This window comes from Streptacidiphilus sp. MAP12-16 (assembly GCF_041262165.1).
Classification (GTDB): Bacteria; Actinomycetota; Actinomycetes; order Streptomycetales; family Streptomycetaceae; genus Streptacidiphilus.
The window spans coordinates 86445-100374 of the sequence record NZ_JBGCBY010000008.1; the positions used below are offsets into that span (position 1 = coordinate 86445).

The window sequence follows — 13930 nt, forward strand, 5'->3', positions numbered from 1 at the left end:
GCATGGGCGAGGACGGAACCCGGGCGGACGCCCTGGCGGCGACGGCGCTGCTCAACTGCCTGATCCGTGAGCTGGCGCAGCCCGCGGACGGCGCCTATCTGCTCCCCGTGAGCGGGCAGCGGCTCCGTGTCGCCGGGCACGGACGATGGCCCGCGGACCCCGCGTTGTCGACACCGGACGGCTGGCAACCGCTCGCGCTGGCCGAGCTGGTCGCCCTCACCGAACAGGAACTCAAGGCCCGTACCGGAGTGGCCAACGCCACCCTAGCCGCGGAGATCGCCGACAGCAGGGACGTCATCGCGGCTCTGCTCGCCGCTCGGGAGCAGCTGCGGCCCCCCGCCGATGCCAACCTGCGCTCCGAGCAGGCGCTGCTCGCCGGCCACCGCTACCACCCTGCCGCCAAGACCCGGGGTGGAGGCCCCCCGAGCAGTTGGCTGCCGTACGCTCCCGAGGCGTACGCGGCCTTCCCGCTCACACTGCTGGGCGTGCGCGAGGACCTCCTGGCCGGCGAGGGCGACACCGGCGTTCTCGACGTGCTCCGGGGAGCGGCGGCGCCGGAGGGCTACCGGCTGCTGCCGGCCCACCCCTGGCAACTTCGGTTGCTGGGCGACCATCCGGCCCTGCACGACGGCCGGCTACGGCTGCTGGGGGAGACCACCGAACGCGGCTGGGCGACGTCGTCGCTGCGCACCGTCTACCTGCCCGACTCGGACCTCTTCCTGAAGTTCAGCCTGGAGGTCAGGATCACCAACGACGTCCGCCGCCTGTGGCTACGCGACCTGCGCTGGCTGGCGCCCGTGGACGAGCTGATGGCGAAGACCTTCGCGGACGCACCTGAGGGCGCGTCCATGCTGGCGGACCGCGGCTACCGCACGGCCGACCTGGGAGGCGAGGACGCATACGAGGCGTTCGCGGTGCTGCTCCGCGACGGCTTCGGCACGGCTCCCGGCGCGGGTGGCGACCTGGGCGCCGACCTGGGTGCGGGCCTGGGTGCGGGCCGCCGGCCGCTGCTGGCCGCGGGGATCAGTGAGGGCTTCCCCGGCAACCCGCTGGACGGCCTGACCGCGGACCAGGCCCGGAGTTGGTGGCGGCGCTACGTCGAGCGGATCGCCCGGCCGGTCCTGCACGCCTTCTTCCGGCACGGCGTGGTGCTGGAGTGCCACCTGCAGAACGTCCTGGTCGCCATGGACCGGAGCGGCCTCCCCGCGCGTGCGGTCTTCCGCGACCACGAGGGGGTCAAGCTGCTGACCGAGCGTCACGCGGGCCTCCTGGCCGTATTCGGGCCGGACGTCCCCACCCCGGGTGTGCCCGCCGCTTACGGCTGGCAGCGCCTCGTCTACTGCCTGGTGACGAACAACCTCCTGGAGATCGCCGGAGCCGTCACCGAACGCCACCCCGGCCTCTCCGCCGAGCTGTGGCCGCTGGCCCGGACGGTGTTCGAGGACTACGCCGACCAGCCCGAGGTACGTGGACTCCTCGCGTCCCCGACCGTCCCGGCCAAGACCAATCTGCTGCTCCGCTGGCTGGATGCCGACGGCGGCGACTCCACCTACACGCCCCTCGCCAACCCCTTGTTCAGCGGCTGCGGCTGAGGGCAGGTCAGATATCGGGGATGTCCGCCTTCGCGCGAAGCAGGGTGTCCCGGCTGATGACCACGATGCGTTCGTAGTCGGCGCGGCCCGCGTCGGAGGGGAGGAGGCCGTCCAGCTCATCCGTCATCTCGGCGCCGATCACGGCGAACCGCCCGTCCGAGAGCTCGAAGATGTCGGGGCAGCTCGTCCCCGACAGGCTTCCGCGCTCGCGTGGGGACGCACCGACGCGGCGAAGGATATGCAGCACGCTGTATACCTGATACCTGACCTGGGCTCTTTTGGTTGCGCAGAGGCCCATACGGGGAATTTGGGGATGTGGACGGACCAATGATGGCCGCTGGGCGCACGGGATCCGCGACCATTTACCCAATCGATACATCGAGCGGGTGAACGGATTCACTGACTCGGACGCCAGCCTGCCGATCGGATTCACTCCCTTGGCACAGCAGTGCAGTCGTTGCGCGCAACTGCTGTCGCGTCAGGCCACATGGAGGTCCGGGGGGCCGCCTGGCTCCGTGAGCACTTCGTCCACGATCAGACCGAACCGGCGCTCGTCGGAGTCCGCGGCGAGGCAGGAGCGTTCCTCCGCCGCCGTGCGCCAGTAGTCCCGGAAGACAGGGCTCTGACCCAGGATGCGGAGGTGGCCCCGAACCTCCTCGTCGGTCACGATGCCCAGTCGATGGTTCAGGAAGTAGTGCGAGAAGATGAGATTCGCGTAGAGGAACTGTCGCCGACGCTCGGGGGGTCCTGATCCGGACGGCCACACGGCGGCGAGTTCCGGATCGTCGATTCCCATCCGCAGCAGCTGCATGTGCAGGGAGCGAAGGTCGGCCTCCGCACTGCGGCGGAGCTGCGCGTTCGAATCGAGCAGCGCCTCCCGCTGCAGGCTCAGCTCCTCTCGCTGGGAGCGCAGTTCCCGCCGCTGCAGCACGGTGTTCCCGATGACGAGGAGCAACGCCGCACCGGAGAAGACCGCGCTGACTGCGTCGAAGTACTGGCCGACGGTGCCGAGTTCGGTGGCGCGGGAGCTGCCGCCCCAGGACACCTCGACAAGGTAGTTCATCCATCCGCTCAGGGCGACGCAGGCCAGGACGATCGCGAAGAGCAGGAGCGTTCCGGTCACGAGCCAGATGATGATCCGTCGAGAGGAGAGCCCCCTCCCAGTGCCCATAGTGACCCCCGTCACCGGTCAGGGCGTTCTGCACGCCGCGCTAATTGGACGTGTGCATGACTACCGAGCAACGCTGGCCGGCTGGCCGCGGGCGCCAGGGGAGAGGGTCCATCCCGGCGCCTCCCCCCGTAGATTCCCGACGGGCGGCGGCGGAAACGGCGGCAATGCGCCAGTTGCCCGGCGTGTGAGCAGGGGAGTTGCCCTGCGGTGAGGGTGCGTCAGATGGGTCCGTCCGGGACTCGGGGACGGACCCATCTGACGCCTTGGCGCCGCTACGCCGGGCCGGCGACGGCTGCGATCTCCTTGGCCAGGGGCACGCCCGAGCCGTCGCGGCGGGGGTCGCGTCCGGGGAGTTCCGCGGGCGAGCCGTTCGCGGTGGCCGCCCGGGCCGGAGCCGCGCCGGCCCAGGCCAGGACGAGGACGTCCTCGCCCTTGAGGAAGCGCTGGCAGCGCACCCCGCCGGTCGCGCGCCCCTTCCGCGGGTACTGGTCGAACGGCGTGGCCTTCGCGGTGCCCGCGGTCAGCCCTTCGAGGCCGTCCAGCGCCCCCGTGGTACCCGCCACCGTCACCACCACCGCGTCAGCCGACGCGTCCACCGCCGTGAACGACAGCACCCGCGCCCCCTCGGTCAGCTTGATCCCCGCCATGCCGCCGGCCGGGCGCCCCTGCGGGCGCACCTGCGTCGCCTGGAAGCGCAGCAGTTGCGCGTCGGAGCTGATGAACACCAACTCCTCCTCACCGGTCCGCAGTTCGACGGCGCCGACGAGACGGTCGCCGTCCTTCAGCGAGATCACCTCGAACTCGTCCTTGTTCTCCGGCCAGTCCGGCACGACCCGCTTGACCACGCCCTGCTCCGTGCCCAGCGCCAGTCCCGGCGAGGACTCGTCCAGGGTGGTCAGCGCGAGCACCCGCTCGCCTGCGTCCAGCTTGAGGAACTCCGCGACCGGGGCGCCGCCCGACAGGGTGGGCGCGGCCGAACTCGGCGGCAGTGACGGCAGATCGATCACCGGCAGCCGCAGCACCCGGCCCGCGCTGGTCACCGCGCCCACATCGGCGCGCGCCGTCGCGGCCACCGCGGACACCACCACATCGTGCCGCGCCCGCCCGGTGTCGGCGTCGCCGCTCGCCACCGTCTGCACCGCGTCGGCGGTACGCGCCAGCAGACCGGTCGAGGACAGCAGCACCCGGCACGGATCGTCGGCGACCTCCAGCGGTACCGCCGTCGCCACCGCGCCGGCCTCGAGCAGCACGGTGCGCCGCTCCGTGCCGAACTTCTTCGCCACCGCGGCGAGCTCGTCCGAGACGACCTTGCGCAGCACCGTGTCGGACTCCAGGATCTCCGTCAGCCCCTGGATCTCGCTGTGCAGCCTGTCCTGCTCCGCCTCCAGTTCGACCTGGTCGAAGCGGGTGAGCCGGCGCAGCGGGGTGTCCAGGATGTACGTGGTCTGCGTCTCGGACAGCGAGAAGTGCTCGATCAGGCGCTCCTTCGCCTGCGCCGTGTTGTCGCTGCTGCGGATGATCGCGATGACCTGGTCGATGTCCAGCAGCGCCACCAGCAGGCCCTCGACCAGGTGCAGCCGCTCCTGACGCTTGCGGCGGCGGAAGTCGGAGCGGCGTCGGACCACCTCGAAGCGGTGGTCGACGTAGACCTCCAGCAACTCCTTGAGGCCGAGCGTCAGCGGCTGGCCGTCCACCAGCGCCACGTTGTTGATGCCGAAGGTCTCCTCCATCGGCGTCAGCCGGTACAGCTGCTCCAGCAGCGCCTCGGGAACGAAGCCGTTCTTCACCTCGATGACCAGGCGCAGACCGTGGGTACGGTCGGTCAGGTCCTTGACGTCGGAGATGCCCTGCAGCTTCTTCGCGTTGACCAGGTCCTTGATCTTCGCGATCACCTTCTCCGGGCCGACGTTGAACGGCAGCTCGGTCACCACCAGGCCCTTGCGGCGCGGAGTGACGTCCTCCACCGCCACCTTGGCGCGGATCCGGAAGGTGCCGCGGCCGCTCTCGTACGCGTCCCTGATCCCGCTCAGGCCCACGATCCGGCCGCCCGTGGGCAGGTCGGGGCCGGGGATGAAGCGCATCAGCGTGTCCAGGTCGGCACTCGGATGCCTGATCAGATGCCGTGCTGCGGCCACCACCTCGCCCAGGTTGTGCGGCGGCATGTTCGTCGCCATGCCGACCGCGATCCCCGTCGCGCCATTGACCAGCAGGTTCGGGAAGGCGGCGGGCAGCACACCCGGCTCCTGCTCGCTGCCGTCGTAGTTGGGGTTGAAGTCGACGGTGTCCTCGTCGATGGACTCCACCATCGCCATCGACGCGGCGGTCAGCTTGGACTCGGTGTAGCGCATCGCGGCAGGCGGGTCGTCGTTGCCCAGCGAGCCGAAGTTGCCGTGACCGTCGATCAGCGGGATGCGCATGGAGAACGGCTGCGCCAGACGCACCAGCGTGTCGTAGATCGACGCGTCGCCGTGCGGGTGCAGCCGGCCCATCACCTCGCCCACCACGCGGGCGCTCTTCACATATCCGCGCTCGGGGCGCAGACCCATCTCGTTGGCCTGGTACAGCACCCGGCGGTGCACGGGCTTCAGGCCGTCCCGCGCGTCGGGAAGGGCACGGGAGTAGATCACCGAGTAGGCGTACTCCAGGAAGGAGCCCTGCATCTCGTCCACGACGTCGATGTCGAGGATGCGCTCCTCGAAATCCTCGGGCGGCGGGGTCTGCGAACTGCGGCGGGCCATCGCGGCGGCGCTCCCTTGCACTCATGGAACTGGACGGGCGTATCGGTACGGGCACCCCATTGTGGCCCCTCCCACTGACAGTCCGGTCCGCCCGCACGTGTCGGGGCTCTCGTTCGTTGGACCACAATGAGGTAGTCAGCAGCGACCGACCGGAAGGACGTAGAGCGGATGGCCCACTCGGCCCCCACCTCCACCGGAGGATTCAGTGTCACCGAGCACACCCTGGCCAACGGCCTGCGGGTGGTGCTCTCCGAGGACCACCTGACCCCGGTCGCGGCCGTGTGCCTCTGGTACGACGTGGGCTCGCGGCACGAGGTCGAGGGCCGCACCGGCCTGGCCCACCTCTTCGAGCACCTGATGTTCCAGGGCTCCGCTTCGGTCCCCGGCAACGGCCACTTCGAGCTGGTCCAGGCCGCCGGCGGCTCCCTGAACGGCACCACCAGCTTCGAGCGCACCAACTACTTCGAGACCATGCCCGCGCACCAGACCGAGCTCGCGCTGTGGCTGGAGGCCGACCGGATGGGCTCGCTGCTCTCCGCGCTCGACCTCACCGGCCTGGACAACCAGCGCGCCGTGGTCAAGAACGAGCGCCGCCAGCGCTACGACAACGTCCCCTACGGCACTGCCTTCGAGCGCCTGGTGGCGATGGCCTTCCCGGACGGCCACCCCTACCACCACACCCCCATCGGTTCCATGGCGGACCTCGACGCGGCCACCCTCGCCGACGCCCAGGACTTCTTCCGCACCTACTACGCGCCCAACAACGCGGTCCTCTCCGTCGTCGGCGACATCGACCCGGAGCAGACCCTCGGCTGGATCGAGAAGTACTTCGGCTCGATCCCGGCCCACGACGGAAAGCGCCCGCCGCGCGACGGCAGCAAGGTCGAGCGCGACGCCGCCGCCCCGATGCGCCAGCACCTGGTCGAGGAGGTCCCCTCCCGCGCGCTGATGGCGGCCTATCCGCTGCCCCTGGACGGCACCCGCGAGGCCGACGCCGCCGACCTGGCGCTGACGATCCTCGGCTCCGGCGAGTCCAGCCGCCTGTACAACCGGCTGGTGCGCCGCGACCGGAGCGCGGTCACCGCGGGCTTCGGGCTGCTGCGCCTCGCCGGTGCGCCTTCCCTGGGCTGGCTCGATGCCAAGACCTCGGGAGAGGCGGCCGTCGAGAGCGTCGAGGCCGCGATCGACGAGGAGCTCGCCCGCTTCGCCGCGGAGGGCCCCACGCCGGAGGAGTTGGAGCGTGCCCAGGCGCAGATCGAACGCGAGTGGTTGGACCGGCTGGACACCGTCGGCGGGCGCGCCGACGAACTGTGCCGCTACGCAGTGCTGTTCGGCGACCCGAAGCTGCTCGACACCGCGCTGGCGAAGGTCCTCGACGTCACCGCCGAGGAGGTGCAGGCCGTCGCGGCGCGCTATCTGACGCCGGACAACCGCGCCGTCCTCACCTACGAGCCCGCCCCGCACAGCGACGCCGACGCCGCTGACGACACCGACGCTGACGGCGCCGACTCCGACTCCGACGAGGACGTGAACGCATGACCATCGCCCCCACGATGACGTTCCACCCCCGCCCCGAGCCGGGCGAGGCAACCCCCTGGGCGTTCCCGGCGCCCACCCGCAGCACCCTGCCCAACGGCCTGACCGTGCTGCGCTGCGACCGGCCCGGCCAGAAGCTCGTCGCCGTCGAACTGCTCCTCGACGCCCCGCTCGCCGCCGAGCCCGCAGGCCAGGACGGCGTCGCGACCATCCTCGCGCGCGCCTTCTCGGAGGGCACCGAGACCCTCAGCGCCGAGGAGTTCGCCGCCGAACTGGAGCGCGCCGGGGCCACTCTCGACGCCCACGCCGACCACACCTCGCTGCGGCTCTCGCTGGAGGTCCCGGCCTCCCGGCTGGAGCGCGGCCTCACCCTGCTCGCTGACGCCGTCCGCGCCCCCGCGCTGCCCGTCGCCGAGATCGAGCGCGTCGTCGCCAACCGCCTGGACGAGATCGTGCACGAGCTCGCCAATCCCTCCCGCCGGGCCGCCTTCGCCCTGTACGGGGACCTCTTCGACGCCGCCGACCGGATCTCCCGCCCCCGCGCCGGCACCGCCGACACGGTCAAGGGCATCGACCGCGACGCTGTCGCCGCCTTCTATGCCGCGCACGTGCGTCCGTCGACCGCGACCGCCGTGATCGTCGGCGACTTCTCGGCCGTCGACTTCGACGCCGTGCTCGCCGCCACTCTCGGCGACTGGACCGCCGGGTCGGCCGCGCCGTCCGTCGCGGACGCCGTCACCGCCGACGACACGGGCCGCGTCATCATCGTCGACCGCCCCGGATCGGTACAGACCCAGGTACTGATCGGCCGGATCGGCCCGGACCGCCACGACCCGGCCTGGGCCGCCCAGATCCTGGGCACCTACTGCCTCGGCGGCACCCTCACCTCACGCCTGGACCGGGTGCTGCGCGAGGAGAAGGGCTACACCTACGGCGTCCGCGCCTTCGCCCAGCCGCTCCGCTCGGCTCCGGACGGCAGCGGCCGGGCGATGCTGGCGATCTCCGGATCGGTGGACACGGAGTCCACCGTCCCGGCCCTCGCCGACACCTGGACGATCCTGCGCACCCTCGCCGCCGAGGGCCTCACCGACGAGGAGCGCGACGTCGCCGTGCAGAACCTCGTCGGCGTCGCCCCGCTGCGGTACGAGACGGCGTCGGCCGTCTGCTCCACCCTGGCCGACCAGGTGGAGCAGGGGCTGCCCGACGACTACCAGGCGCAGGTCTACCGTCGCCTGGCGGAGACCACGACGGCCGAGGCGACTGAGGCCGTGGTCGCGGCCTTCCCGCCGGACCGCCTGGTCACCGTTCTGGTGGGTGACGCTTCAGCAATTGCCGCTCCGCTCAAGGATCTCGGCATCGGCGAGATCACCGTGGTCCCGGCCTGACGTTCCGTCGGTCACCGCCGGGTGGACCGGCCCCCGCGCCGCGGGAGCCGGTCCACCCGGTGCCGGCGCACGACCCAGGTCGTAAGCGACCAGCACCGCCGCGACTGCCGCGCCGCCCGCGACCAGCGCGGCTGCGAGGAACCCCGCGCCCGCCCCGGCACGGTCGACGAGGACTCCCGCACAACCCGCGCCCGCGGCGACCCCCAGGTTGAACGCGCTGTTCAGCCAGGACCCGGCCTCTGTCCGCGAGCCGGCCGGCACCAGCCCGTCCACCAGCAGGTACGAGGTGATCAGCTGGGTGTCGATGCACGCGCCGCCGAGCAGCAGGGCGAGTGCGGCGGCCGGTACGGCGGGCACCAGCGCGGGGAGTGCGAAGCAGGCGGTGCCGGCGGCGGCGAGCGCCGCCAGCCGCCGACCGGGCGCGGCCCGCCACTGCCGCTTCCCGTAGAGCAGGCCGCCGAGCACGCCCCCCACCGAGACCAGCGCCATCAGCGCCCCGGTGGCGCCGGCGCCCCAGGCCGCGATCGCCGCCAGTTCCTCCACGGCGAGGGTGCAGCCGGTGCAGCAGGCCACGACCAGCAGAGCGGCGAAACCGCGAACGCGAAGCGGGTTCCAACGGGACTGCTGTTCTGACGCGGCCTCAGCCGCTCCGCCGGGAAGCCGAACGGACGAGCGCCGCAGGGCCGCAGCGAAGGCAGCGAAGCCGAGGAGCACCAGCGCGGCGCAGGCGGCGAGCGCCACCGGCGGGGAGCCCATCACGATCAGGGCTCCGCCGAGGACGGGTCCGAGGGCGAAGACGGTCGACTCGGCCGCGGTGTCCAGGCTGAGCGCGGCCTGCCGCTGCGCCTCGTCGGCGGCCAGGACACCCCACAGGGTTCGCATCAGCGGCCCGACCGGAGGCGGAACCGTTCCAGCGGCGATGGCCAGGATGACGGCGACCCAGGGCGCGGCACCGACGACGCCGGTGCCCGCGATCAACGCGAGCAGCATCGCATAGCCGGACGCGAGCAGCATCAGCGAGCCGGGCCGGCGGTCCACCAACCGGCCGCGGAGGGGGGCGAGCAGGGCGACGGCCAGGCCGAAGAGGCCGGTTGCGGTGCCGGCGACGGCATAGGAACCGGTGGCCTGCCGCAGCGAGAGCAGCAGGGGGAGGGACAGCACACCGTACGAGAGCCGGGCGAGCATCGCGGCGGCGAACAGGCCGGGGGCATGGGGCAGTGCGAGGACAGCGCGATAGGACGCGCTGCCCCCGAAGGGGCGTGGCATGGGGACTCTCCGGATTCAGAACGCGGACATGACGAAGCTGTGCCGCCGGCCGCCGAATGCGGCGCCGGGCGGCGGGAGAGTCGTCTAGTGCGGTCCGGAGAGATGCATGGACGTGAGACTAGACCCGGCGACGACCTGTCCGCGAGCAGTTATCGGCCGGCGGCGAGGCGATCGGCGATCCACATGCGACGCAGGTCACCAAAATGTGACGTAGGTCACACGGTGCTGTGAAATTTCCGGGGACTCTCTCCCCGTTTAGCTGATTGACTGAGTCAAGCGGGGAGCAAGTCCCCGCTTCGACACCCAAGAGCACCGGATCCCGAGAGCAGAGGAGTGCCCCAGCATGGTCAGCCAGGCCGTCAAGAGTTGCACACCCCGGCTCAGGGCGGACGCCACCCGCAACCGGGAGCTCATCGTCGCCGCCGCTCAGGAGGCGTTCATCGAGTTCGGGGCGGACGCACCCCTCGACGAGATCGCCCGCCGGGCCGGCATCGGCAACGCCACTCTCTACCGGCACTTCCCGGATCGGCGCGAGCTCATCCGCAGCGTGGTGCTGGCCGTACTGGCGAAGATGGCCGCCGAGGCGGACACCATCCTCAACGAAGCACCTGACGCCTTCACCGCACTGGAGGGTGTTGTCCACGGAGCGGTCGACTGGAAGGTCGGCGCGCTCTGCCCCCTGCTCTCCGAGTGGATGGATCTGGCCGAGCCGGACATCCTCGCCGCCCGCGACCGCCTCGACACCGTCGTCGCCTCGGTCATCGACAGGGCCCAGGCCGAAGGCAGTCTCCGCAACGACGTCGGCCCCGGCGACATCATGCTGATCGCTGCCCAGATCGCCCGGCCGCTACCGGGCGCCTCCCTCGTCGACCACCAGTACTTCGTGCACCGGCACCTCCAACTCGTCCTCGACGGACTCCGCGCACCGCAGCGCTCGGTCCTTCCCGGTCGGCCCTCAACTCTCGAAGACCTCCGCGAACGCTGCGCCGCCACACGGGCCCAGCAGAGCTGAAAGACCCACGCACACCGGGCGCGCAACGACCGCACGCCGGCCCCTGATCACTTCTGCCTACACAGCCACGGGAACAGTCATGCCCAAAACCGTTCAGTCCGACCGGCCCCTCCAGCTCGAACCGGATCCTCAGCGCTGGAAGGCGCTGATCTTCATCGCGATAGCCCAGCTCATGGTCGTCCTTGACGCCACCGTCGTGAACATCGCCCTCCCGCACGCCCAGGCGTCGCTGCACATCTCCGACGCCAACCGCCAGTGGGTCATCACCGCCTACAGCCTCGCCTTCGGCGGTCTGCTGCTGTTCGGCGGGCGCATCTCCGACCTGTGGGGGCGCAAGCGTGCCTTCATCATCGGCCTGGTCGGCTTCGCGCTGGCCTCAGCGCTCGGTGGAGCGGCGGTCAACGAGGGCATGCTGCTCGGCGCCCGCGCCCTGCAGGGCGTCTTCGGCGCACTGCTCGCCCCGGCGGCCCTGTCGCTGCTCGCGGTGACCTTCACCGAGGCCAAGGAGCGTGCCCAGGCATTCGGCATCTTCGGTGCCATCGCCGGCGCCGGCGGCGCGGTCGGCCTCATCCTCGGCGGGGTGCTCACCCAGTACGTCAACTGGCGCTGGGCCCTGTTCGTGAACATCTTCTTCGCCGTGATCGCCGCCGTCGGCGCCGCGCTCTACGTCCACGAGCGCGCGGACGGCCGCAACCGCAACAAGCTCGACATCCCCGGCGTGCTGCTCGCCACCACTGGGCTTGTCGCCCTGGTCTACGGCTTCACCAAGGCCGCCTCCGACGGCTGGGGCGCGACCATCACCATCAGCATGTTCGTCGCCTCGGTCGTGCTGCTGGCCGCCTTCGTGCTGGTCGAGGCCAAGGTCAAGGCGCCGCTGCTGCCGCTGCGCGTCATCACCAACCGCAACCGCGGTGGCGTCTACCTGGCGCTGGGCCTGGCCGTGATCGGCATGTTCGGCCTGTTCCTGTTCCTGACCTACTACCTGCAGCAGATCAAGGGCTACTCGCCGGTCATGACCGGTGTGGCCTTCCTGCCGATGATCGTGGGCATGATCACCGGATCGACCCAGATCGGTGCCCGGCTGATGAACCGGGTCCCGCCCCGCCTGCTGATGACCCCCGGCTTCCTGGTCGCGGCCCTCGGCATGCTGATCCTCACCCAGCTCAGCGTCACCAGCTCGTACACGACGGTGGTGCTGCCCGCACTGGTCCTGCTCGGCCTCGGCATGGGCACTGCGTTCATGCCCGCCATGAGCCTGTCCACCTACGGGGTGGAGCCGCGTGACTCGGGTGTCGCTTCCGCGATGATCAACACCTCGCAGCAGGTCGGCGGTTCCATCGGTACGGCGCTGCTGAGCACCATCGCCGTCAACGCCACGCACAGCTACATGGTCGCCCACCACGGCAACCCGGCGCTGATCAACACGGCGGCGGTGCACGGCTACGCGGCCGCGATCTGGTTCGCCGTCGGCATCCTGGTCCTCTCCGCGCTGATCACCTTCACCCTGGTCACCGTGGGGCGCGACGCCGTCGCCGCGCCGATCGGAGGCGGCGCGGGCGCGGAGGCCGACGACCTCGCGATCCCGGTCATCGCTCACTGACACCTCGTCGGCTCGCGTCACAGCACCACAGCAACGCAGCGGTCCCCGTCTCGAACGCCGAGGCGGGGACCGCTGCGTTGTCGATCGCCGCACAGCGTGCAACGCGGGCGATATTCCATTGCGGGTGCCCTTGCCGCGTGGCTAGATAGTCCATGTGACCGGCAGCCACGCCGGTCCATCGGGCAGTGGAGAGGAGGCGGTCACCGTGCGGGTCGAGACGACTCGCGGGCGCGTCAGCGCCTGCACCTCCCCCAGGCGACGCCCCTCCACTGCCTGTCCCCAACGCTGAGCGAAGACGCGCCGCGCCGTACCGGCCATTCGTACGGCATCTTCCGACTTTTGTTCTCCCTTCCGACCGCGGAGGTCGATTCACCATGTCGTACACCGAAGTTCCCGGCGTCCGGGTACCCATCCGGATGTGGGCGGACCCGGCGACCGTCGAGAGCCAGGCCATGCAGCAGCTGCGGAACATCTCCTCGCTGCCGTGGATCACCGGCCTCGCCGTCATGCCGGACGTCCACCTGGGCAAGGGGGCGACCGTCGGTTCCGTCATCGCCATGCGGGGCGCGGTCTGCCCGGCTGCCGTCGGCGTGGACATCGGCTGCGGGATGAGCGCGGTCAGGACCTCGCTCACCGCCCGCGACCTGCCGGACAACCTCAGCCGGCTGCGGTCGAAGATCGAGCAGGCCATCCCGGTCGGCCGTGGCGCACACGCGGAGGCAGTCGACCCGCACAAGCTGCACGGTTATCCGACAGCGGGGTGGGACGACTTCTGGGCGCGGTTCGACGGGGTCGCGGACGCGGTGAGGTGGCGTCGCGAGCGGGCGATGTCGCAGATGGGATCGCTCGGTTCGGGAAACCACTTCATCGAGGTCTGCGTCGACACCTCCGGGTCGGTCTGGCTGATGCTGCACTCCGGCTCCCGGAACATCGGCAAGGAACTGGCGGAGCACCACATGGGCGTCGCCCGCTCGCTCCCGCACAACCAGGGCCTGGTCGACCGCGACCTGGCGGTGTTCATCGCGGACACCCCGCAGATGGCGGCCTACCGCCAGGATCTGTTCTGGGCGCAGGAGTACGCGAAGCACAACCGGGCGGTCATGATGGCGCTCTTCCAGGACGTGCTGCGCAAGGAGTTCGCACGGGCGAAGGTCGGCTTCGACCAGGTGATCTCCTGCCACCACAACTACGTCAGCGAGGAGCGCTACGACGGCCAGGACCTGCTGGTCACCCGCAAGGGTGCGATCCGCGCCGGCTCGGGGGACTTCGGGATAGTCCCGGGCTCGATGGGCACCGGTTCGTACATCGTCAAGGGTCTGGGAAACGCCGCGGCGTTCAACTCGGCCTCGCACGGTGCCGGGCGCAAGATGAGCCGTACCGCGGCCAAGAAGACGTTCGGCGTACGGGACCTGGAGGAGCAGACGCGGGGTGTGGAGTGCCGTAAGGACTCCGGCGTCGTGGACGAGATTCCAGGCGCGTACAAGTCCATCGAGAAGGTCATGTCCCAGCAGAGCGACCTGGTCGAGGTCGTCGCCCAGCTGAAGCAGGTCGTCTGCGTCAAGGGCTGACGGCACGCGAGTGACGAACCGGGCGGGGCGGGGCGGGGGCCCTGCTCCGCCCGGTCGCGGTG

At 70.9% G+C, this 13930-nt stretch carries 10 protein-coding genes; 6 read left to right on the forward strand and 4 right to left on the reverse strand.

What is annotated here, in order from left to right; all coding sequences use genetic code 11:
- Positions 1–2 precede the first annotated feature (2 nt).
- The gene (locus tag ABIA33_RS12625) at positions 3–1592 is read left to right on the forward strand and encodes an IucA/IucC family siderophore biosynthesis protein (protein WP_370080555.1); all 1590 of its coding nucleotides are present in this window, start codon (positions 3–5) and stop codon (positions 1590–1592) included.
- A gap of 7 nt (positions 1593–1599) precedes the next feature.
- Here the strand turns inward: ABIA33_RS12625 and ABIA33_RS12630 are convergent, their stop codons facing one another.
- The 3 genes from ABIA33_RS12630 to ABIA33_RS12640 form a co-directional block, all read right to left on the reverse strand.
- The gene (locus ABIA33_RS12630; protein ID WP_370080926.1) at positions 1600–1836 is read right to left on the reverse strand and encodes a hypothetical protein; all 237 of its coding nucleotides are present in this window, start codon (positions 1834–1836) and stop codon (positions 1600–1602) included.
- Positions 1837–2070: 234 nt separating this feature from the next.
- A complete protein-coding gene (locus ABIA33_RS12635; RefSeq protein ID WP_370080557.1) occupies positions 2071–2715 on the reverse strand; it encodes a DUF6082 family protein in 645 nt (214 codons plus the stop codon).
- A gap of 320 nt (positions 2716–3035) precedes the next feature.
- Entirely contained in the window at positions 3036–5501 is a 2466-nt protein-coding gene (locus ABIA33_RS12640; RefSeq protein ID WP_370080559.1) for a DNA topoisomerase (ATP-hydrolyzing) subunit A, read from the reverse strand.
- Positions 5502–5669: 168 nt separating this feature from the next.
- Between ABIA33_RS12640 and ABIA33_RS12645 the strand changes: the two genes are divergently transcribed.
- Positions 5670–7040, forward strand: a complete 1371-nt coding sequence (locus tag ABIA33_RS12645) for a M16 family metallopeptidase (RefSeq protein ID WP_370080561.1) — start codon at positions 5670–5672, stop codon at positions 7038–7040.
- Positions 7037–8422, forward strand: coding sequence for a M16 family metallopeptidase (locus tag ABIA33_RS12650; RefSeq protein WP_370080563.1), 1386 nt, complete (start codon positions 7037–7039; stop codon positions 8420–8422). The genes ABIA33_RS12645 and ABIA33_RS12650 overlap by 4 nt, the downstream gene beginning before the upstream one ends.
- Here ABIA33_RS12650 and ABIA33_RS12655 read toward each other — a convergent pair.
- A complete protein-coding gene (locus ABIA33_RS12655) occupies positions 8360–9688 on the reverse strand; it encodes an MFS transporter (RefSeq protein WP_370080565.1) in 1329 nt (442 codons plus the stop codon). The two genes, ABIA33_RS12650 and ABIA33_RS12655, sit on opposite strands and share 63 nt — an antisense overlap.
- A 343-nt stretch (positions 9689–10031) precedes the next feature.
- On the opposite strand from ABIA33_RS12655, the gene ABIA33_RS12660 reads away from it, so the two are divergent.
- The 3 genes from ABIA33_RS12660 (at position 10032) to ABIA33_RS12670 (ending at position 13868) form a co-directional block, all read left to right on the forward strand.
- Entirely contained in the window at positions 10032–10700 is a 669-nt protein-coding gene (locus ABIA33_RS12660) for a TetR/AcrR family transcriptional regulator (protein ID WP_370080567.1), read from the forward strand.
- Between the two features lie 79 nt (positions 10701–10779).
- Positions 10780–12300 carry an MFS transporter gene (locus ABIA33_RS12665; protein WP_370080569.1) on the forward strand — a complete coding sequence of 507 codons (1521 nt, stop codon included), beginning with the start codon at positions 10780–10782 and terminating at the stop codon, positions 12298–12300.
- 374 nt (positions 12301–12674) lie between these two features.
- Positions 12675–13868 carry an RtcB family protein gene (locus ABIA33_RS12670; protein ID WP_370080571.1) on the forward strand — a complete coding sequence of 398 codons (1194 nt, stop codon included), beginning with the start codon at positions 12675–12677 and terminating at the stop codon, positions 13866–13868.
- Positions 13869–13930 lie beyond the last annotated feature (62 nt).